The sequence below is a fragment of the Pseudoalteromonas sp. 2CM28B genome, assembly GCF_023161935.1.
On record NZ_JALNTH010000001.1, the window covers coordinates 263661 to 285589 of the forward strand.

Below are 21929 nucleotides of genomic sequence, written 5' to 3' on the forward strand. Positions count from 1 at the left end.
AGTCGGAGAGTAAACATGTTTGATATGATGGAACAACACAGCGAAGAAGCTGTAATTAAGGTAATTGGCGTGGGCGGTGGTGGCGGTAACGCTGTTGAGCACATGGTAAAACAACAAATAGAAGGCGTGCGCTTTATAGCTGCAAATACGGATGCACAAGCATTACGTAATTCCGCTGCCGATATTACCGTACAACTAGGCACGCAAATAACCTCAGGGTTAGGTGCAGGTGCAAACCCAGAAGTAGGCCGCGAATCGGCTGAAGAAGATGCAGAAACAATCCGTGCCAGCCTTGAAGGCGCAGATATGGTATTTATTGCTGCCGGCATGGGTGGTGGTACAGGTACTGGTGCTGCACCAGTGGTTGCTAAAATTGCCAAAGAATTAGGTATTTTAACGGTTGCTGTAGTAACGCGTCCTTTTGACTTTGAAGGCAAAAAGCGCGCAGCAGCTGCTGAACAAGGCATTAACGAATTGTCAGAAATTGTAGACTCACTTATTACAATTCCGAACAATAAATTGCTTAAAGTTTTAGGTAAAGGGACTACACTGTTAGATGCCTTCGCTAAAGCAAACGATGTACTTTTTGGTGCTGTTCAAGGTATTGCGGAGCTAATTACACGTTCTGGTTTAATTAACGTGGATTTCGCCGACGTACGTACCGTAATGTCAGCAATGGGTACTGCCATGATGGGCACAGCCTCTGCATCAGGCCCAGATCGTGCCCAAGAAGCTGCAGAAGCGGCTATCTCAAGCCCATTACTAGAAGACGTTGATTTAACCGGTGCTAAAGGTATTTTGGTTAATATTACCGCGGGTATGGACATTGCGATTGAAGAATTTGAAATTGTGGGTAACCACGTTAAAGCGCTAGCGTCTGAAAATGCAACCGTAGTTGTGGGTGCGGTTATTGACCCAGAAATGAGCGACGAGTTACGTGTAACCGTTGTTGCTACGGGTTTAGGCGGCGATCGTCGTCCGCAGTTTGGTATTGTTGATAACGGCTTTAAAAAGGCATCAGGTTCTGATGTAGCAAGTTCATCAAACCAATCTAGCAGCATGTACGTACCAAGCTTTGCAAGCCAAGGCACAAGCACTGAAGAAACGACGCCAAGCACGCAAGTAGAAAGCAAAGAACAAGCGCCATCTACAAGCTCAAGCAACACGGCAAGTTCATCAGCACAAAACAGTAAAAAAGCGGATAAATCAGAAGGCGGAGATTATTTTGATATTCCGGCTTTTTTACGTAAGCAGGCTGATTAACATTTACTAATGCTTTTGTTTGAAATATGTACAAATATTGAAAGGCAAAAGGATTTATGTTAAACTCCGCCGTCTAACTGTAACTGATTTAAAAGTGAGCGAACCTATGATTAAACAGCGTACGATTGCACAAGTAGTCAAAGCCATAGGAATTGGACTTCATAAAGGTGAGAAGGTCACAATAACTCTCCGACCTGCGAGCGCAAATACCGGGATTGTATTTCGTCGTGTCGACCTTGATCCGGTTGTTGATTTTGAAACAACACCTGAAGCCGTTGGTGATACGCAGCTGTGTACCTGTTTAATTAACAAAGATGGCGTTCGCTTATCAACGACTGAGCACCTAATTGCAGCGGTTGCTGCAATGGGTATCGATAATTTAATTGTTGAATTAGACAGCTCAGAAGTGCCGATTATGGATGGTAGTGCATTACCGTTCATTTATTTGTTACAAAAAGGCGGCATTGAAGAGCAAAATGTTGCGAAACGCTTTATTCGTATAAAAGAAAAAGTACGTATTGAAGAAGGTGATAAATGGGCCGAAGTAGAACCATATGATGGTTTTCATATCGACTTTGAAATTGCCTTTGATCATCCGGCCATTAATGAAAGCCGCCAGCGCATTGGTTTAGATATTACTGCGCAAAGCTTTACTGAAGAAATTAGCCGTGCACGTACCTTTGGCTTTATGAAAGACATTGAATACATGCATGCTAATAACCTAGCACTTGGTGGCAGCATGGACAGCGCAGTAGTACTTGATGACTTTAAAGTACTAAACCCAAATGGTTTGCGCTACAGCGATGAATTTGTAAAACACAAAATATTAGACTGTGTGGGCGACATGTTTATGACAGGTCATAACCTACTAGGTAAGGTAACGGCTTATAAATCGGGTCACGATTTAAATAATAAGTTACTTCGCAAAATTATGGCAACAGAGTCAGCATGGGAGTGGGCAACATTTGAAACGCCTGTTACGATGCCTGCACCCGGCCTTGAATTAGCGACGGCCTAATTTAGTATTTTTTAAAAATACACGCTCACAAACAGTTATAAAAAATGACGCTTAATAGCGTCATTTTTTTTGCCTTAAATTAGCGAGTTGCAGCTAATTACTATTAATTTTTAATAATTAACGCGCAGCTTAAAGCGCTAAAATTGCTGGTAACTGTGCCAGTTCAGTTATGGTGTAGGTTGGGATTATGCCTGCTGGTAACTGCTCGCCAGGGTGCTGTAGCCAACAGGTATCAATACCTGCATTATTGCCTCCTAAGATATCGCTAGAGGCAGTGTCGCCCACCATTAATATTTTGCTTTTGTCTGGGTTACCCATAAGCTCAAATGTGTGCTCAAAAATAGCCTTGTTAGGCTTAGCAATGCCTACCAGTTCCGAAATAACCAGCCACTCAAACATATCTTTTAAACCAGTGTGTTCTAAGCGCACGGTCTGCAAACGTGCAAAGCCATTAGTAATAATACCCAATTGTGCATGCGGTTTTAGTGCATTTAGTAAATCGATTGCGCCAGGGAGTGGTTCACAAATTTGTGCCATAGCGTCTAAAAATGCATCGTTTAGCTCTTTAGCGGGTACCCCTAATTTTACAGCCCACTCGTTAAAGCGGGTTACTTGTAAGTAATCGGCGCTAATTTTTCCATTTTGATAATCTATCCACAGCTGCTTATTAGTTTTTTGGTAATGGATGTAATCAGCTTGAGTAAACTCAATATTGTACGCTTTAAACATGCGGGTCATTCCCGCTAAAATATCAAACCTGAATAGTGTTTCGTCTGCATCAAACAGTACATAACTGTATTTCATTAATTTTCCTGATAAAGGCTAGGGTGTAAAAAAGGAGCCATAGCTAAGGTAAGCGCTTGGGTGTAGGTGCTTTGACGAGTGGCATGATTGTTTGTGAGAAGTCCTATCGCGCCGCCTTTTTGCTTAACATTATGGGTGTTAAATGCTTTATCCATCACATCGCCAAGCTCTTCTCCGTTTAGCAGCGCGTTATATAACACTTGTGGTAACGGCAGGTTACTGCTGCGTCCTATCGCTTGCTCAGAGCCATTATTAATAACAACATAGGCAAAGGTCGCAGCACCATAGCTAAATAGCTCTGCACCGCCTTCCATTGCACAGTAGTAATCTGCTTGGTACATGTTTTTACAGTAAGTAACTCGGTTTTGTGCGCCTATAAGGGTTTGTTCCTCGCCAATTGGTTGATCGGGAACATTTGAGGGAGCATCAACGCCTTGGCAATCAATTTCATAACTAGGAAAGTACATTGCAAAAATATGTTTTGCAGCGTTAATTTTTACTGGGTTTTTAGAGCCCACAATAATTTTTAATGAGTGCGACACGTTTTCCCTCACTGTTAGCAAAAGCAGCAGTGTACGTCAGAAGTGTAAATCATAAAAGAGGGGCTAAATGGGTATATCTAAAGGGGCTAGGTTTTCAAGAGCACGCTTTTTAACAATAATGTCTTTAATAAGCGGGGTAAGCACCAGCTCCATTGCTAAACCCATTTTACCGCCTGGCACCACAAGGGTATTTATACGCGACATAAAGCTGCCTTCAATCATCTGTAAATAATACGGAAAATCAACGTCATCAATTCCTCTAAAGCGAATAACCACAAAGCTTTCATCTAGCGAAGGAATATCTTTTGCGCTAAACGGGTTTGACGTATCAACCGTTGGCACACGTTGAAAGTTAATATGGGTGCGCGAAAACTGTGGTGTAATGTGATTAATGTAGTCATCCATACTGCGTACAATTGAGTCCATTACTTTTTCGCGAGAGTGGCCGCGGTCTTGCGTATCGCGGATCAATTTTTGGATCCATTCAAGGTTAATAATAGGCACCATGCCTATAAGTAGATCCACGTGCTTAGCTACATCATGATCTTGATCAACCACGCCACCGTGCAAGCCTTCGTAAAACATTAAATCAGTGTTTGTTTCAAGATCTTGCCAAGGGGTAAAGGTCCCCGGTAATTGATTATAAGGTACAGCTTCATCAAAGGTATGTAAGTATCGGCGCAATTTGCCTTGGCCTGTTTCGCCGTAGGTACCAAATAAGGTTTCTAATGCGCCAAAGTCATTGGCTTCACGGCCAAAGTAACTTATGTGTTTACCTTCTTGTTGTGCTTCGCGTACTTTTTTATCCATTTCTGGGCGCGTGTAACGATGAAAGCTATCTCCTTCGATAAAAGCCGCATCAATGTTGAGGCTACGAAAAATATGTTTAATTGCATTGGTGGTAGTGGTAGTTCCCGCACCCGACGAACCTGTAATAGCAATGATAGGATGTTTAGCTGACATGTATTTTCTCTTTTTTAGGACCAAGTTAGTTATAAAGAGTTGACTGACTTAGGTCAAGTGACGCCATCGGCAAATAACGTTATCATGAGGTGCTTAAAAATAAAACGAGAGAAAGCATGAAACTTATTAAACCATGGCTTGGGCTAGTCTCTTTAGCGGCGCTAAGCCTTGCTACAGCGCAGGCTAGCATGCCTAAAAGCCAAATATTACTTGCTGATTTAAATACACCCTACGGTATCCAAGTGAGTATAGTGAGCGACAAAAATAGCTATAACAACCAACCTTATTTAACAAACAAGGGTATTTATTTCACCCATGAAGTTATTTCAAGCGAGCAAAGTCAAACCGATATTGCCTATTATGATTTAGCAACCAAGCAAGTAAGCAACATAACAAATACGCCAGTGAGCGAATATTCGCCCACTGTTATGCCCTCAAAACAAAGTTTATCGGCCATTGTGGTAGAGCAAGATAGCAAACAAAAGTTGTGGCAATACCCACTCGATACTGAGCAAGCACCGAGCCGTATTTTTGATTGGATTGAACCTGTTGGTTACCACGCATGGGGCGCTCAAAGCGACTTAGTGATGTTTATTTTAGGTGAGCCACATACATTGCAATATACTTCGGTTGCTGCGGCAAAAGGCGAGGTGGTAGCAAGTAACATAGGGCGTACGCTTATTTATAACAGTAAAACCGCAACATTTTTATTTAGCTACACAAAAAATGATCAGCATATTTTAGCAAGCTTTAACCCGCAATCTAAACAGGTAGAAGATTTACTTAGATTGCCAGAGCAAGTACAAGATTTTATTTTAAAAGATGCTAATACAGTGGCTTATGCGGTTAAAAACCGTGTATATATGCGTAATTTAAGTGGCACCGATGAGGTTTCTCAATGGCTTAACTTAAGCCCATATTGCGAGACAAACATAACGCGAATGAGTTATAAAAACGACAAACTTGCCTTTGTATGCGATGTAAAATAATTCGGACTTTGCTGCGCGTATAGGCTAATGTAATGCACAATTAAACATTAAAGGGATCACCACGTGGCTTATAGTGCAGATGAGTTAACAGAGCAGCTCATTCAGTTAAAGTGCAGAAGCAACTTTAAAATTAAAAACATTGCTGAGTACATGTTAGCAAATTCTAAAGAAGCAATTTATACCCACAGCGAAGCGGGTAAAGGCAAAATAATTATTCGCCCAGCCTTTGAGGTTTTTAGCGATGATTTTGCAACAATTGATGAGGTAACACGAGTACAAGGTTATTTTCATAGTAGTGAGATGACACGCTTTCCTACACGTATTCACAAAAGTGCGCAGCCGATTCACTATGGTGTGGCCTTTAAAATTAACTCAGAGCAAGCAGCAAAAGACTTTATTGCCAAGCTAACACAGATTATTAATGGGTAAATAAAAGCCGCTGAGTGAGTAACTCAGCGGCTTTTTTAATTATGCATATTTACTTTTAATTAAGCTTACTTGCTTTTTAAAAAGTCATTAACTGATGCCAGTTCACGCTCTTTAAGCGCAATACAGTCATGGGTACTTTCTTCAAGCTTGCTTAGCGTACGCGCGTAGCCCGGTGTTTCTTCAATTTTATCTTTAAAGAATGCTTGCGTGGTTGCTAAACTTTGTTCATCACAACGCGCGGTTGTAAAGTACGGTAAGTTAGGCACAAAAAACGGCGGTAAGCTTTGTGTTACCTTGTCGTAATTGTTGTATATCCACTCAATAAATAGTGCTTGGCGTGACTCGCTATAACTTTGACCCGCTAAAATGGTGCGCATATCAGATGCGGTTACTTCGTCGGTTAGGGTGTACGCTAATACTTGCTTTTGTAACTGCGCTTTACCCATAAAGCCCATTGCAGCCAGCATGTTTGTGCGTACTTGTGGATCTTTAGTGGTTTTAAAGGTTGCCATAAATTGATCAAGTAAGGCTTTATCCCCATTATAGGCGGCAAGTTTTAAGTAGGTAGCTGCTAAATACGGATCCACTTTTTGCGGATCGTTTAAGTACACTTGCGTTTGCTCTTTTGCTTTGCTGATCACACGTTGATCTTCGCCATCAAAACCAAGCAAGGACACAACACCCGCACGTAGTTGCGATACTGCACCGTCTTCGCCAGCTTGTGCTTCAAGTGAGTATTTTTTAGCTGCAGGCATTACTGCACTGCGAATAAACTCAGGCCATAACGCTTCGTTGCTTTCATCTTTAAAGGTATTTTTTTGCGATACCAAATAGCCCAGCGCTGTATTTGCAACACGAGGGTGATCATCGCTCACAAATACTTCTAAGGTTTGCATTAACTTAGCCGCCGATATTACACCCGCATCAAGTAGTGCATCAGTGGCAGAGAGCAGCGCTAAACGCTCACGATCATTAAGTGCTTGCGGAGCATGTTTTATAAGTGAATCAAACTGCGCATCGTCCATTACCCAGCGGTAATAACCTAGCGCCCCTTCATCGGGATAAATCCACTGTGGCTCAAAATCAAGTGTTAAGGTTTGGCTTTGCTTATTAAGTAAAATACTCGCAGTTTTTACTTTATCACCAGCGCCATATTTTATCCCAACAGGGACATTCCAAAGCTGTGCGGGTGCATCTACACCAGCATTAGCAAAGCGACTTTGCGATATAGTAATTTTTTTACCGTCTTGTTTTACATCTACAAGCGGAAAAGAAGACTGTTCAATAAATGATTTTAAAACACTCGCAACATCTTTATTAGAAGCTTTACCTAGCGCTTCCCATAAATCGGCTGCTTCGGCGTTTTTATACGAGAATTTTTTTAAGTAACTTTGAATCCCTTTTTGGAATGCCTCTTCACCAATCCAGTTTTCAACCATAGCCAGTACAGCGCTGCCTTTACTGTAGGCAAGCCCTAAACCATCCATAATATCGGCTTCGGTTTTAATCGGTTTACGAATCGGCTTAGTGCTTAATCGAGCATCTAATGCCATTACGTTGTTTTGTGGTAAATCAAGGTGAGATTCAAATTCTGGATTAAGCTGCTTAGTAATCTTTGCCGCCATCCAGCTGGCAAATGCTTCGTTTAACCATAAGTCGTTCCACCACTTCATGGTCACTAAGTTACCGTACCATTGATGAGCAAGCTCGTGAGCAATAATCGACACATTACGCTGTTTTTTACTGCGTGTAGCAGCTGCTAAATCAACCAGTAATATATCTTCGCGGTAGGTTACTAGGCCTGAGTTTTCCATTGCGCCAAAAGGAAACTCGGGTACTGCTACCGAGTCGAGCTTTTTATAAATATAAGGAATACCAAAATACGCCTCAAGTGCAGCAAGTACTTTTGGCATGTTCTCTTTTGCGTAATCAGCTAAATGAATTTTACCCTGCGGGGTAATAACACGCCCTGGAATTGGCATGTCTTTTATTTCAAGCTCTTCAAAAGGGCCCACGGCCATAGCCACTAAATAAGAAGGAATAGGTGGCGTTTTATCAAAGTAATGCGTTGTCATCTCGCCGTTAACTGTGGTTTTAAGCTCTGGCGTATTGGCATAAACCTTTTGAGACGTTGGCGCTGTAATCGTCAACTGAAACGGTATTTTATAACTTGGTTCATCAAATACCGGAAATGCACGGCGTGCATCATTCATTTCAAACTGAGTAAATAAATAAGGTGTACCTTGATCAATTGTTTTGTATAAGCCCACACTTTGGCGATTATACGGCGCCGAAAAGTCTATTTTTAGGGTGTACTTACCCGGTTGAATTTGCTCATCACAGCTAAATTTTACTTTTTCTGTTTTTAGCATTTCGTTATTTAAGTCGCAGTTTTTATCGCCTAGTAACTGCGCCATTTTAACAGCGTAAGCCACGCCGTTAAGTTCAATGTAATGAGTGGGTTTTAACACTTCTAGGGCTATTTCTGTCATCCCTGTAAAGGTGTCTTGGCTTGGGTCGAGTGTTAACGACACCTTTTGTGAACTTGGTTTAGCAAGCTTTTCGATAACGAACTCGTTAGCGTTGGCAGTAGTCATTGCTAAAGCAACACTTACTGTTAATAGGCTTTTTAAAAACATAGTGATCCCTAGATTGTTGTTGTTAGAAACTGACTCAAACAGGCATTTCTATGCCCTTAAAAATTGAGATTTAGATATCCTAGCAGTTTTTTTTATGAGAGTAATTTAATAAAGTGGCTGCTTGGATTTAAAATAGTAACAAATAGTGTCAGTGGCTCTGGCGCTGCTTAAAGCGCTGCCAATGCAGCTGTGGGTTAATGGTGCGAATTTGCTGTATTACGTTGTTTAGTAAGGCGGTATCGTCAAATTTATCATTGGGGTATTCGTTAAACCCCATTAAATAATTAAAGGCATCTTTTGAATTAGCCTGTAATGCGTAAATACGTACTTGTTGTTCAAAATTTAGTCGCAGGCTACTTATGGCGGTTTTCATACCAAGTTGATCAACAGTGGGAATGGCACATTTTTGCAAATAACCCGCACGTTCTCCTTCACCAGTAAACCAAATGCGTACTTTTTCACTGTAACGGCCAGACTTAGCCGGTAAATCAAACAACAAACGTGTGTGATTATGTGCTTTAACAAAGGCAATAAAGTCGTTAAGCCCTGCATCAACTAAGGCTTGATGCACCGGAACCAAGCGCGCTTTTATTTTTCCATTAGTATGAAAATTAAAACATAAAATGCCATTTTTAAGCTCAAGATCGTCAAGCGTTAAGCAGCCAATTTCATCGCTATATGCGCCACTGTAATAGGCAATTAAAGGCAACCAAAAATGCCAATGCTTTGCTTGCTCTCTTGCTACTTTAAAATCGCTATAAATATAGCCGTTATAAAGCGTATGCAGTTCCATTGCTGAAAAAGGGCGGCGGCCAAGATGGGTTTTCAACGTAATCCCTTGAAATTAATGACATGTTATATTTTATACTTAAAACAGATAAACATGCGAGTATCGATTCTAGTATTTATGTTTTTAGCTACAAAACAAAAACACCCACTTAAAAAGCAGGTGTTGTATTCACTATTTAATTTATAGTGGCAGTTATTCGCTAAGTGCGCGTGCTAAGCCAACAGGCTCTATTTCTACACACACTTGGTCGTCATTCCAATTTAAACCAACTAATGCGCTGTCTTCGTTTAAATCTTCTACCCACTCATCTAAAAATTCATCTAAATTAATTTCTACAGGCGTAAATTCTTGCCACTCTTCTTTACACTGGGCTTTTGCTGCGTCTTCGCTTTCCCATAAAAGCAGTACATCCGTTTCGGCAAACTGGTTAGATTCGCACACTACAAAGCCGCCGTCGTCGCCACCTAACGCCCACACTTGCTCGCTTAAACGTACTTTTTCTACAAAGCTAACTAGTTGTGATTCAATTTCAATATCGCTCATGTGTTTACCTTATTTGTTTAGAGTCTGGGATCGGTGCTTACTGCAGCTTGACGCGTGCCATAGTCGTTATAAAAACTGACTAAAGCAGCGTGTTGGCTAAAGTCTGTTAATTCACGAAAGCAAATCCAATCAAGTAGGCAGTATAAACTGATGTTAAGGCATTCACAGCCTTTAAATTCATCATCGTTTAAATGACTATTTAAATAGCTTAATGTTTCAGCAATTCGTTCGTTTTGCAGATTAAAAAATAATTTATCGTCGTTAGTATCAAACCCTGAGCGTCTGCTAAGTGCTAATTCTACTAACGAGTCGTTACAGGCGTTAATAATATTAAGTAGGTGCTCTTGCGACCAGCTTAGTGGTGTTTTACCAGCCTTGGCGATAAGGTAACGTAAAATAATGGTTGAATCGCTTAGCGTTAAATCACCATCAATTAAAACCGGTATTTTTCTTCCTGGGTTGTTACTGGCTAAGGTAGGGCGGTCTTGCTCAGAAAAAATATCTAGGTTTACTAGCGCTAAGTCAACATTGTTTTGTGCTGCCCACATTCTTACTCTGCGCGCAAATGGAGAAGGGTTAGATCCTATAAGTTTCATAATTGCTCCTAAAAAAAGCCGCATAAGCGGCTTTTTGTGTTGCGATAAGTCAACGTTATTCTGAGCGGCTTGTCACTTCTAGTAAGTGATAGCCAAACTGTGTTTGTACAGGGCCTTGTACTTGATTAATTGGCGCTGAAAATACAACTTTATCAAACTCAGGTACCATCATACCTGGGCCAAACTCGCCAAGTGCTCCGCCGTCTTGACCAGAAGGACAGTTTGAATATGTTTTTGCAAGCTCTGCAAAGTCTTCGCCTTGTTCAATCTTAGCTTTTAAATCTAAGCACTCTGCTTCGCTGTCTACTAAAATGTGCCTTGCACTTGCCACTGCCATAAAATCTCCTGTTTAAAGTTGGTGTATTTAACCATTAAAGCCAGTCTAGTTAGTTTTAACTCGCAGTACCAGTATAAACTTAATTGATGAGTAGCGTATTTTCAATTGCATCAATTAATTCTTTTGAATTAGGAGCTACTTTACTGTTAAAGCGTTTAATTGTTTTGCGATCAGCTGAAACTAAATATTTATAAAAGTTCCAGTTAGGTGAGCTGGTTTGTGCGTTTAAGTGTTTAAATATTGGATTTGCATCACTGCCGCGAACTTCGCTGGTAGTAAACATAGTAAAAGTAACGCCGTAATTAATAAAACACACTTTTGCTATGTCTTTTTCATCGTTTTCTTCTTGAAAAAAATCATCAGATGGAAAACCTAATACCACTAAACCTTTATCTTTGTATTGTTGGTGTACTTTTTCAAGGCCCTCAAATTGAGATGTAAAACCACAATTGCTAGCCGTATTTACAATGAGCAAAGGGCGGTTTTTAAATTGGCATAAGTTTAAGGATTCTTTTGAGCGCAGCTTACGTATCTCTACATTTGTAAAGTCTTCACATTGTTGCTGCTGTTGTTTGCTGGGTAACGTGTCATTTGCTTGGGCAGCTAAGCTCGTAATAAAAATACTGAGCCCTAGTATCGTTTTTTTTAACATACTCAACGCCTAAATTTATAATTGTTTGACTAGTCTATCTTACGCTAATATGCACAAAAGTGATCAACAATATTAAGCTGTTATGACTACACGTTTAGCCACTATAGAAGATTTACCTGCCATTGTCGCAATATACAACGAAACGATCGCCTCGCGTATGGTGACCGCCGATACCGAAGAAGTATCGGTACAGAGCAAACGTGAGTGGTTTAATAGCCACACCGATAAACGACCTATTTATGTTTATTGCGAAAATGACCAAGTACTTGCCTGGCTAAGTTATAAATCGTTTTATGGGCGCCCCGCATACGATGGCACCGTCGAAATGAGCATTTATATTACCAAAGCGGCGCAAGGTAAAGGACTTGGCAAAAAGCTGATGGAGTTTGCCCAAATAGAGGCTAAACAGCTAGGAATTGATGTGTTGCTTGGTTTTATATTTAGCCACAACTTACCAAGTATTAAGCTATTCAAGCACTTTGGTTTTAGCGTATGGGGTGAGTTGCCTAATATAGCGGTAATGGATAACACGCGCTACAGTTTAACAATATTCGGTAAGCATCTACCAAAATAGTTGTGGAGCTTATCGGTAAAAAAATCAAAATTAAGTCTAACAACCTATACCAACTAAGAAATTATAGGCTACGCTATTAACATATAAAGTGTTTACGATAGTGTGGCTTAATGAGTCGAAAAATTTTAATTGTAGATAGCAGCAGTGTTATCGCAATGAGAGTGAAAGTTTTACTAGAATTAATAGGTTGTGAGGCTGAGCTCGTTCATTACTCTATGATTGATTTATACTCTAACACCAGCCAGTATGACTTGGTAATTGGTGCTTACGGAGTGCCGTGTGAAGTAGTAAAGTCGATAGCTCAAAAAATCTCACAAGACCGCTGTGTATTACTTGCCCCTAAAGCCGAAAGCGGTGAGCAACTTAGCGCCTTTAGCGAGCTTAATAAGCTAGTCCCAGATGCAACGGTTATTTATCCGTTTTTTTCAAATAAAGAAATTACCTCATTACTCGAAAACCTCTTAGAGCTTGGCTCTAGCCACGTTTTAAAACTTCCCACTATTTTACTTGTTGATCATATGCCTGAGCGCCTTGAAAAAATGAAAAGTAATTTAGTCGGGGCGCATATCAAAACGCTAACCGCAACCAGCGCAACCGAAGCGGTGGCAGTGGCTAATGAAAACAGTATAGATATTTTAATTAGCGATTTTAGCTTTGAAGATGGCACCGGTTTAAATATTTTTTCTGCTATTAAAATGTCTCAGCCAGATTGCCGATGCTTATTGTTTACCGCACGCCCTGAGCAAGTTTCAATGATTGAGGCAATTCGTAAAGGGGTTGAAGATGTTTTAATAAAGCCTCTAACCGATAGCGTACTGCTGCAATCGGTACATAAATTGTGGCAAACAGAGCTTTTAAAACGCCGTAACGCTGAGCTAGTTGAGCGTTTACAAGATACCGTTGATGCATTAATCGAAAAAGACAGCCTACTACAAGTTATTTATAAAAATACGCCTGACGCCATTATGTTATTTGAGCGCAGCGGCAAAGTAATAGAAGCAAACGATGCCTGCTTAAGGCTGTTTAAGCTACCCTTTGACAAACTCGCGGGCTTTTCTGTATTTGAATTTTTAGATGAGGAATCAAGTGCTGAAATAAAAAATAAAATCAGCACACTCAATCGTAACCGCCAATTTAGTAGTGACCTACGTTTGCAAAAAACAGACGGCGGGTATATTCCGCTGGTTGGTTCGTTTAACGAAATAGACCATCATGGCGAAATTGCGTTGGCGGTTATATTTAAAAATGTAACTCACTTAAAACAAAAAGAAGAATTACTCCTTGAAGCCAAAGACCTACTTGAGGAGCAAGTGCGTGCTCGTACTTCGCAGCTAGAGCACGCTAAAAATGTGGCCGAAGCTGCCAATTTAAGCAAATCGGAATTTTTGGCTAACATGTCGCACGAGTTACGCACCCCTATGCACTCTATATTAAGCTTTTCACGATTTGGTTTGAGTAAGTTAGAAGCGGGCGATTTTGCTAAAGATAAACTCTTAAAATATTTATCTCGTATTGAAAGCAGCGGCGAGCGTTTACTGTCGTTATTAAACAACTTACTTGATTTATCTAAATTGGATGTAGGGAAATTTCCATTTAACCCACGTCCATACAATATAGAAAGCATTATAAAAACCAGTATTGATGATGTTTCTGGTACGGCTATGGAAAAAGAAATTGAAATTGTTTTTTCAAAACCCGGGCCAGTGGTTGTGCAGTGTGATGAAGAGCAAATTAATCAGCTATTGCGCAATGTTTTAGGTAATGCACTTAAATTTAGCGAACCTAAAAGTCGTATTGAAGTGAACTTAATGGCTGATCAAAGCAGCGCCATTATTGATGTAATAGACAATGGAATAGGTATACCTGAGGATGAATTAGAGCACGTGTTTACTAAATTTGTACAAAGCAGCAAAACGAACAGTGGCGCTGGTGGTACTGGTTTAGGGCTTGCGCTTTGTAGAGAGTTTGTAGCACTTCATCAAGGCGAAATTACGGCAAGTAATAATAGCGATGGTGGTGCAACAATTAGGATTCAGGTACCCCTAGAAATAGATTTAGATGAGCATTTAGCCGATGATAAGCTAGCAGTGCAAGATAGCTAATTATATGTGTAAGTAATGTTTAAATGATATTTAATTGGATGATGAAAATATGGCCTTAACTAAAATTCTTGCTGTAGATGATGAACCTTTCAACCTTGAAATTATTGAAGAAATTTTAGAAGATCTTGATTTCGAATTACAAGTTGCCACAAGCGGCCCTGAGTGTTTAGCCATGGTTGAAGGCTACATGCCCCAAGTTATTTTACTTGATGTAAGTATGCCGCAAATGAATGGCTACGAAGTGTGTAAAGCATTAAAGGCGAATCCGAATACCGCGCATATAATTGTTATGTTTGTTTCCGCTAGAGGAACGGTTGAAGAGCGTATGGAAGGTTACTCAGTCGGTGCTGAGGATTACATTGTAAAACCGTTTGGGCATGATGAGCTTAAATCAAAACTTAAAAACTTAAACCAAGTATTAATAGAAAAACAAAGCCTTGAAAAACAAGTAGAAGATGCAACATCTACGGCATTTAACGCTATGGCAAACAGTAGCGAAATGGGGCAAATAGTTAATTACATTGAAAACATTGGTTTTATTAATAATCCGCAAGATTTAGGTAAAGCCTTAATAGACTGCTTACAAACGTTTGACCTACAAAGTAATGTTGAATTTAGACATGGCGATACAATAGAGCACTTTGCCCTTAATGGAGTGTGTTCGCCGATTGTGATTGAGCTGTTTGATATGCTTAAAAACAAAGGTCGCTTACATGAGTTTTCTCACCGAATATTAGTTAACTACGAGATGATAAGCTTGTTAATTCTGAATATTCTAGATCACGACCCAGATAAACACGGGCGTATTCGTGACCACGTTTGCTTTATTGTCAGTGTGACTGAGCAGCAGTTACGTGCAATTATGACCAAGCAAATGCTTGAGTCGCAGCAGCAAAAGCTAAATGATGTAGCCAGCACAGTGCATAGTAAGTTTCATGGCTTAATTGGGTTACTAAACGAAAACCGCGAAAGTAACGAAAAAGTATTCAAGCAATTACAAGAAGACCTTGAAGTGCGCATACCCACAATGGGGTTAGATGAAGACCAAGAGGTGTTTATTTATAAAAAAGTGGACGAAACTATTCAAAACTCAATTGCCAGAGAAGAGTCGGTTAAACAAGTTAAAGCCGCCTTTGCTGAAATTGAACAAGATTTATCTTTGTTACTTAAAAAATAAATCTCTCACACAATAAGGCTCACCTGAGTGATTTACGCATCACGAGGTAAGCCTTTTTCGACAATTCTAATTAGGCGCTGTGTTTTACGAAGTTGTTCTCGTTGTTTATTATTTTGTTGCTCAAGCGCCCACTCTATATGCTCTTTTACTAGCTGCGAGCTAGACTCATGTTTGCTTTCTAAAGCGTTAATAATGCTAGGGCTAAAATCGGCATTGCCTAAACCCACCGCTAAATTACGCAACCAACGCTCGTGTCCAATACGGCGAATTGGGCTGCCTTCGGTATTTTTTAAAAATGTAGGTTCGTCCCAGGCAAATAGCTCAAGTAAGTCTTTGTTTTTTAATTGCGTACGGGGATGGAAGTCTTGCTCATCGGTAATTTGACCATAACGGTTCCATGGGCAAACCAATTGGCAATCGTCGCAGCCATAAACTCGGTTCCCTAATAATGCACGGTATTGCTCAGGTATAGGGCCTTGGTGCTCAATGGTTAAGTACGAAATACATTTGCGTGCATCTACCACATACGGCTCTACAATTGCGCCTGTTGGGCAAAGCGTAATGCAAGCAACGCATTTCCCGCAGCCTTCAAACGTGTTTTCATTATCTATTGGCAGGGGTAAATCAACAAAAAGCTCACCTAAAAAAAACCACGACCCAGCTTCTTGGTTTATTAATAAAGAGTGTTTACCTCGCCAGCCCAATCCCGCTTTTTCAGCAAGCTGGCGCTCAAGCACAGGCGCAGAGTCTACAAATGGCCTAAAACCGTAATCGCCAATTTCTTGCTCTATTTTTTGGCCCAGTTTTTTTAGTCGGTTGCGCATTAATTTGTGATAGTCACGCCCTAATGCGTAGCGGCTAATGTAGGCTTTTTCGATGTTTTTTAGTGTTTTGGCAAAACTAGCATCAGGGGGCAGGTAGTTCATTTTTACCGAAATAACCCGCTGGGTGCCAGGGACTAGTTCAGCAGGGCGAGCGCGCTTCATGCCATGGGCTGCCATATAATCCATAGAGCCATGGTAGCCCGCATCTAACCAGCGCTGTAATTGTGCTTCGTGTTTAGATAGGTCTATATCGGTAATACCCACCTCACTAAAGCCGAGCTCTTGGCCCCAGGCTTTAATATTTTTGGCTAGCTGTTGATAGTTAGGGGTTGAGTTACTCACACACATTACACACTTAAATAATTAGCTGCGTAATTTACCATATTTATAAAGCGCTGTTGAATGTTGCCAGTTAAAATATTAATGCAATATAGCGCTCGGCTTTTGTTTTGTAGTCGCTTATTGCACAAAGCGCTTTAATTGCTGTTGCGTTTGTTGGCTAAGTGCATGTGATTGCTGGCTATTACTTAGCGCATGATCAATAGCGCTTTTAGCTTGCTCGCCTAAGGTAACAATTTGCTCTACCGATTGGTGAGTGTGCTGCTGCGCTTGCTCTAGCGTATGCACCGCATCCGCTATTTGCTGTAGCTGCTGTTGGTTTTGTTCAAACTCACCTAGCATTGTTTTAAACCCTTCAGAGGTATTACAAATGGCGCTTTGTGCGGTACTTGAGTGGCTAATTAACTGCTCACTTTCTTGATTGGTTTCGTTAACCAGCTCATTCATTTGGTTAATAAAGTCGCTTATTTGTCGGGTTGCACCACTTACTTTTACCGATAATGTACGTACTTCATCAGCAACAACAGCAAATCCTCTGCCAGCTTCACCAGCGCGTGCCGCTTCAATGGCAGCGTTTAGTGCCAGTAAATTAGTTTGATCCGAAAACTCCTCAACCATTTTTAAAATGCTGCGAATGTTTTCGCTGTTTTCTTTAAGGCCAGACACCGTTTTAGAAAATCTTTGCAGCAAGGTACCAATAAGCGACACCTTATCGACTAAGCTTGCAAGCTCTTGCGACGAAAGCTTAACAAAGTCTAAGTGCTCGCTGTTAACGCTATGCACGCTGTCGGTATTGCTCACTATGCCCTCTAAGCTTTGCACTATTTGGTTACTCGCATTAATAATATTGTGGCTTAGCTGAGTTTGCTGCTCACTTAACTGCTGCGTATTTTGCATAGCGGTATTTACATCAACATTACTTTGCTCACTGGCTTTAGCGCTGGCGTGAGTTGTACTTAGTAAATCACTTAAGTGGTTAGTAAATAAGTTATATTGCGTACTTAGTTCTTTAAATTCGTCAAAAGAAAATTGCGGTAAGTTGGCGGCTAAATTAGCCTCTTGCTGGTTTATGTTTACTAAAGTGTCGCACATAGCTTTTACAGGGCGCACTATTAAATAGCGCATATAAAAAATAGTAAAGGCAAAGCCCGCTACAATAACCAAGGTTAACAACCAAAATGCGCTAGTGCTGTGCTGCTCGCTTAAGCTTTGATATAACCAAAATAAGGTAATGGCCTGAAACAAAAAAACAAAGCTTAAATTACCCACTATTTTACGCGTAAGCGTATAAAAAAATGTTCGCTCAATATAATTATAAAATTGCATTACACCACTCATTTTTTGCTTAACCATCTAGGGCGTGTTGACCTTTGATGGTTGAATTTGCAGCAGTATGTTTGGCTTTTAGGCAAGGCAGAGCCTATGAAGTGTGGTTATTCCCCATAAATAGGCGATAACGCTGCATAAATGCCAAACATGCGCTGCCCTTTGGGTTCTGCCTAAGGGCGATAAACTCTTTGTTGCCTACATGGATGTAGGTAAGGGGCGTGAGCAGGACGCGGAAGCTTTACTCGGTTTATACTTAGCCCACTAGGTTACAAGCCTCGCGCCGCGATTTAATCGCCCCTAGATTGAACAAATTTCAATCCGCAAAGATCATCACGCCCTAGCTAGATTATCGACTAAGTTACCGTTAACTCAAGTAATAATGTTTGCTAAATATTTTTTAGAGCGAGCGGGGTAATTAGTAAAAATACCATGCACCCCAATTTTTAGCATAAAATCCATGTCTTCTGGCCTATCTACGGTGTAGGCATAAACTTGCAGGCCTCGTGCTGTGGCATCATCTACAAAAGCTTTATTTACAAAGCTTTTGTCTACATGAACACTATACGCATTTAACTGTTGAGCAAACTGTGCATAATTTAACGGAATTGATGAGGTTAACGCGCCAATGTGTAACCACGGTAACCTATTTTTAAGCCAATGAATTTGATGGTGATCAAACGACGACACTAAAATATTACCTTTAGTAATAACGCCTTTAGCAATATTGTTGTTTAAAATAGTAGCAAACTTTTCAAGCTCAAAGGTATGTTTAAGCTCTATATTGAGTAATGTTTTATTGTTATTCCAATCAAGTAATTGCTGTAGAGTGGGGATTTGCTCGCCGTTACCGGCATCCAACAGACTAAGTTGCTGCGCCGTAAAGTCGCTTACTTTACCGTGCCCGCTGGTGGTTCTATCTAGCCACGAGTCGTGTATGAGCATATAGTCATCAAGCGCACTTTGAATATCAACTTCAATGCCATCTACCCCTACATTTAACGCTTCTAAAATAGCGCTTTTAGTGTTTTCTGGGTAATTGCCGCTTGCCCCTCGGTGCGCAAATATTTTCATTTTCTAGCCTTTTGAGTAATAGACCACGTTTCAAAACAGGCTGCACTGACTATAAGTGCACCGCCAATAAGTGTTAGTAGCGTTGGACGCTCATGAATAATAACAATAGCCAACAAAGTGCCGTAAAGCGGCTGCAAGCACGAAATTAACCCCGCAGTAGCTGCCGATAAGTGCTTTAAACTCGCTGCAAACAGCGAGTGCGGTGTAGCGGTAAAAATAATACCCGCCACAGCAATTAAAATAAGGTCGTGGTTACTCACCTCATACACAGGGACCTTAATAAATGCGCAGAGCATAACACTTGCCACTAAGGTTTGATAAAACATGGTTTGTGGGCCGCCATACTGGCTAAAAAAACGCTTATGGGTAATATTTCTAATCGAAAAAAACAAAGCCGAAACCACACCCATAATAACCCCTAAGGTTACATCGTCGCCTAAATTTGCGCTGGGTACGAGTAAATATATACCTAATACAACCACAGCTGCGCTTATAATATCTTTTGCTTGGGGCCTGCTTTTATTAAACAAGGGCTCTAAAAATACCGTCATTACTGGGTAGCTAAAAAAAGCCAGCATACCCACAGTTACGCCCGCCATTTGCATACCTGCAAAGTAAGTAACCCAATGCATGCCTACTGCCACACCTAAAAATAACGCAATGAGGTAATCTTTTGGTTTGTTTAACTTAATTTGTTTTTTTTGAAAATACAGCATAGCCAAAATTGCCATGCCAGCAATAGCGGTACGGTACACCGTAATATCAATTGCATTTAACCCTATTAACTTTGCAAAAAGGGCGGTGCCCCCAAAAAGTAACACGGCAATATGTAAGTAAATCAGGCTTTGCTGTTGTGGCTGCATTTAAATGAGAACTCCTTTTTTTATTATCTTATCACTGGGTGCGAACTTACAGGATGAAATTTTTAAAACATGACAAATGTCAGCAAAGTTAATGACATTTCACACTCTTATTATTTTTTGGCTTTGGCATAGTTAACTTATCTTAATGGGAGGTGGCTATGAATACGTTAATTTTAATAAGTCTCGCTATTAGCGAGTTTTTAGAATCACTTAGCTTTAGTGTTTCAATAAATGATTACTTTATACTCATTAGTATTTTTGTGTTATTTATATTTATTAATAAAAATAATGTTATAAGCAATAACAATGAACTAGGGGCACTGGCATGAGTACAACAAACACGCTTTCAAAGCCCAGTAATAAAAAGTTTTGGGAATACGCACCTTTAATTTTTACTGGGTTTTATTTGCTTCCGACTCTATTTAATCTATCTAACTTGCCAGTCAATACCATTGTAATGAGCGTGGCGTTTTATATTGTATTTATTTTGCTTTACATAAAAGCCATGCACTGTGAAACAAAGCGTATAACAACGCTGTTTGTTATTATGTTAGTGGTGTGTTTTAGCGCCACATTTTATACCACCGGGACCTCTACATTATTTGGTTTTATCGCGTTTATAGCTGGTGAGTCATACGCTAAAAAAAGCAGATTATATGCCGTTTTGAGCCTTATATTTACGGTTGCGTTAAGCGCCTATTTGGCAGATATAGCAAACATAAAATACTTTTTAGCCGGCACTTTATTAATATCAGGAGCGCTGCTGGCTTTTGGCATTGCAACCCAAAAAGAGCGCCTGCATAAAAAGCGCGAACAAGAAAGCGCTAACCAATTAGAGCAATTGGCCGCCATTGCTGAGCGCGAACGAATAGCGCGCGACCTACACGATATTTTAGGCCACTCACTATCATCTATTGCTTTAAAAGCTGAGCTTGCTAATAAGCTAAATCAAGGAGAGCGCTACGAACAAGCCAATAACGAAATAGCACAAGTAGCAGATCTAGCAAGGCAGTTACTTAGCGATGTAAGAAACGCCGTAAGCGATTTAAAACAACTTAATTTAATAAGCCAAATAGCCCAGCTTAAGCAAAGGCTAATAGAGCAAGACTTTAACGTTAACTTTAATGTTGTATTAAATACCTTGCCTCCTAAAGTAGAAGGGATCGCAGGGCTTATAATTAAAGAAGCAGTCACTAATTTATTGCGCCATAGCAGTAATAAAAACGCCGAAATAAATATAGAGCAAACACAGCATCAGCTGCATATAAGTGTGGTTGATAACGCCCCTTGCAGCACGTTAAACGCAGGTAACGGTTTAAATGGTATTAAAGAGCGTGCAGAGCAACTTAATGGCCATGCCGCGTTTACCTGTGGCGATAAGTTTACTTTAAACGTAATGCTGCCAATTTCAGCTAAGGATTAACAATGATCAAAGTATATTTAGTGGAAGATCAAGCACTCGTGCGTGACGCAGTCGGGGCATTGTTAAGCCTTGATTTTAATATTGAAGTGATAGGCCAAGCCAGTAACGGCCAAGATGCCCTTAATGCAATAAAAGCACTGGCCGATGAGGCATTGCCAGACATAATTTTAACCGATATTGAAATGCCACACATGAGCGGTATAGAGCTAAGTGAGCAAATAGCGGCCACGTTCCCAACCATTAAAATGGTTATTATGACCACGTTTTCGCGAGCTGGTTATATTAGGCGCTCGCTCGCCCTAGGCGTTAAAGGTTTCATTTTAAAAGAAGCGCCAAGTGATGAGCTTATCAATGCACTTAAAAAAGTAATGCAAGGGCAAAAAGTTATAGATCCAGAGCTTGCCATTAACGCGCTTGACGATGCCGACCCGCTCACCGATAAAGAGCGCAAAGCACTTAAGCTTGCAAGCGATGGCTTAAAAACAAGCGACATAGCCAAACAGCTATTTATAAGCGAAGGCACAACACGTAATTATTTATCCGATGCTATCGCAAAACTCAATGCCACTAACCGCGTAGATGCAGCGCGTATTGCAAAGCAAAAAGGCTGGTTATAATCGCACTTATATTAAGTGATGATTAAGGCCATTAAGCGTATGTTT

The 21929-nt window shown here is 40.4% G+C and carries 23 protein-coding genes; 10 read left to right on the forward strand and 13 right to left on the reverse strand.

Annotation, left to right across the window (positions count from 1 at the left end; translation table 11 throughout):
- The first annotated feature begins 15 nt into the window (after window positions 1–15).
- A complete protein-coding gene (gene ftsZ / locus MTN96_RS01215) occupies window positions 16–1263 on the forward strand; it encodes a cell division protein FtsZ (protein WP_004589421.1) in 1248 nt (415 codons plus the stop codon).
- 106 nt (window positions 1264–1369) lie between these two features.
- Window positions 1370–2281 carry a UDP-3-O-acyl-N-acetylglucosamine deacetylase gene (gene lpxC / locus MTN96_RS01220; protein ID WP_004589422.1) on the forward strand — a complete coding sequence of 304 codons (912 nt, stop codon included), beginning with the start codon at window positions 1370–1372 and terminating at the stop codon, window positions 2279–2281.
- A 129-nt stretch (window positions 2282–2410) separates the two neighbouring features.
- On the opposite strand, the gene yjjG is transcribed toward lpxC, so the two are convergent.
- From yjjG to MTN96_RS01235, 3 genes are all read right to left on the reverse strand, one after another.
- Complete coding sequence (gene yjjG, locus MTN96_RS01225) at window positions 2411–3085, reverse strand: pyrimidine 5'-nucleotidase (protein WP_248530535.1); 675 nt, start codon at window positions 3083–3085, stop codon at window positions 2411–2413.
- Entirely contained in the window at window positions 3085–3627 is a 543-nt protein-coding gene (gene yjjX / locus MTN96_RS01230; protein WP_248530536.1) for an inosine/xanthosine triphosphatase, read from the reverse strand. The genes yjjG and yjjX overlap by 1 nt, the downstream gene beginning before the upstream one ends.
- Before the next feature lie 63 nt (window positions 3628–3690).
- Entirely contained in the window at window positions 3691–4590 is a 900-nt protein-coding gene (locus MTN96_RS01235) for a phosphoribulokinase (protein WP_004589425.1), read from the reverse strand.
- 116 nt (window positions 4591–4706) lie between these two features.
- Here MTN96_RS01235 and MTN96_RS01240 point away from each other — a divergent pair, with 116 nt between their 5' ends.
- Both MTN96_RS01240 and MTN96_RS01245 read left to right on the forward strand, forming a co-directional pair.
- On the forward strand, window positions 4707–5579 hold the full coding sequence (locus MTN96_RS01240) for a hypothetical protein (RefSeq protein ID WP_248530537.1): 873 nt from the start codon (window positions 4707–4709) through the stop codon (window positions 5577–5579).
- A gap of 63 nt (window positions 5580–5642) precedes the next feature.
- Entirely contained in the window at window positions 5643–6008 is a 366-nt protein-coding gene (locus tag MTN96_RS01245; RefSeq protein ID WP_004589427.1) for a hypothetical protein, read from the forward strand.
- Window positions 6009–6073: 65 nt separating this feature from the next.
- On the opposite strand, the gene MTN96_RS01250 is transcribed toward MTN96_RS01245, so the two are convergent.
- From MTN96_RS01250 to MTN96_RS01275, 6 genes are all read right to left on the reverse strand, one after another.
- The gene (locus tag MTN96_RS01250; RefSeq protein WP_248530538.1) at window positions 6074–8647 is read right to left on the reverse strand and encodes a M1 family metallopeptidase; all 2574 of its coding nucleotides are present in this window, start codon (window positions 8645–8647) and stop codon (window positions 6074–6076) included.
- Between the two features lie 148 nt (window positions 8648–8795).
- A complete protein-coding gene (locus MTN96_RS01255) occupies window positions 8796–9476 on the reverse strand; it encodes a hypothetical protein (RefSeq protein WP_248530539.1) in 681 nt (226 codons plus the stop codon).
- A 153-nt stretch (window positions 9477–9629) separates the two neighbouring features.
- Window positions 9630–9980: a DUF2750 domain-containing protein gene (locus tag MTN96_RS01260; protein WP_004589430.1), complete on the reverse strand. Its 351-nt coding sequence runs from the start codon at window positions 9978–9980 to the stop codon at window positions 9630–9632.
- Window positions 9981–9997: 17 nt separating this feature from the next.
- On the reverse strand, window positions 9998–10576 hold the full coding sequence (locus tag MTN96_RS01265; RefSeq protein WP_054982326.1) for a glutathione S-transferase family protein: 579 nt from the start codon (window positions 10574–10576) through the stop codon (window positions 9998–10000).
- 55 nt (window positions 10577–10631) lie between these two features.
- Window positions 10632–10913 (reverse strand): peptidylprolyl isomerase, encoded by a 282-nt coding sequence (locus MTN96_RS01270; protein WP_004589432.1) that lies wholly within the window; start codon window positions 10911–10913, stop codon window positions 10632–10634.
- 79 nt (window positions 10914–10992) lie between these two features.
- Window positions 10993–11565, reverse strand: coding sequence for a glutathione peroxidase (locus tag MTN96_RS01275; RefSeq protein WP_004589433.1), 573 nt, complete (start codon window positions 11563–11565; stop codon window positions 10993–10995).
- A gap of 82 nt (window positions 11566–11647) precedes the next feature.
- Between MTN96_RS01275 and MTN96_RS01280 the strand changes: the two genes are divergently transcribed.
- The 3 genes from MTN96_RS01280 (at window position 11648) to MTN96_RS01290 (ending at window position 15418) form a co-directional block, all read left to right on the forward strand.
- Window positions 11648–12139, forward strand: a complete 492-nt coding sequence (locus MTN96_RS01280) for a GNAT family N-acetyltransferase (RefSeq protein WP_248451253.1) — start codon at window positions 11648–11650, stop codon at window positions 12137–12139.
- Window positions 12140–12249: 110 nt separating this feature from the next.
- Entirely contained in the window at window positions 12250–14241 is a 1992-nt protein-coding gene (locus MTN96_RS01285) for an ATP-binding protein (RefSeq protein ID WP_248530540.1), read from the forward strand.
- Between the two features lie 49 nt (window positions 14242–14290).
- Window positions 14291–15418 (forward strand): PleD family two-component system response regulator, encoded by a 1128-nt coding sequence (locus MTN96_RS01290; protein ID WP_248530541.1) that lies wholly within the window; start codon window positions 14291–14293, stop codon window positions 15416–15418.
- Window positions 15419–15450: 32 nt separating this feature from the next.
- Here MTN96_RS01290 and queG read toward each other — a convergent pair whose 3' ends face one another.
- The 4 genes from queG to MTN96_RS01310 all read right to left on the reverse strand — a co-directional run bounded on the left by queG (window position 15451) and on the right by MTN96_RS01310 (window position 19844).
- A complete protein-coding gene (gene queG, locus MTN96_RS01295) occupies window positions 15451–16584 on the reverse strand; it encodes a tRNA epoxyqueuosine(34) reductase QueG (protein ID WP_248530542.1) in 1134 nt (377 codons plus the stop codon).
- A 117-nt stretch (window positions 16585–16701) separates the two neighbouring features.
- Entirely contained in the window at window positions 16702–17919 is a 1218-nt protein-coding gene (locus MTN96_RS01300; protein WP_248530656.1) for a methyl-accepting chemotaxis protein, read from the reverse strand.
- Window positions 17920–18279: 360 nt separating this feature from the next.
- Window positions 18280–18981, reverse strand: coding sequence for a glycerophosphodiester phosphodiesterase family protein (locus MTN96_RS01305; RefSeq protein ID WP_248530543.1), 702 nt, complete (start codon window positions 18979–18981; stop codon window positions 18280–18282).
- Complete coding sequence (locus tag MTN96_RS01310; RefSeq protein ID WP_024033283.1) at window positions 18978–19844, reverse strand: DMT family transporter; 867 nt, start codon at window positions 19842–19844, stop codon at window positions 18978–18980. Before MTN96_RS01310 ends, MTN96_RS01305 begins: the two co-directional genes overlap by 4 nt.
- 158 nt (window positions 19845–20002) lie before the next feature.
- Between MTN96_RS01310 and MTN96_RS01315 the strand changes: the two genes are divergently transcribed.
- Genes MTN96_RS01315 through MTN96_RS01325 form a run of 3 tightly spaced genes read left to right on the forward strand, consistent with a single transcriptional unit; the run spans window position 20003 to window position 21884 of the window.
- Complete coding sequence (locus MTN96_RS01315; protein ID WP_024033282.1) at window positions 20003–20173, forward strand: hypothetical protein; 171 nt, start codon at window positions 20003–20005, stop codon at window positions 20171–20173.
- A complete protein-coding gene (locus MTN96_RS01320; protein ID WP_248530544.1) occupies window positions 20170–21267 on the forward strand; it encodes a histidine kinase in 1098 nt (365 codons plus the stop codon). The genes MTN96_RS01315 and MTN96_RS01320 overlap by 4 nt, the downstream gene beginning before the upstream one ends.
- A gap of 2 nt (window positions 21268–21269) precedes the next feature.
- On the forward strand, window positions 21270–21884 hold the full coding sequence (locus MTN96_RS01325) for a DNA-binding response regulator (RefSeq protein WP_004587598.1): 615 nt from the start codon (window positions 21270–21272) through the stop codon (window positions 21882–21884).
- Window positions 21885–21929: the final 45 nt, after the last annotated feature.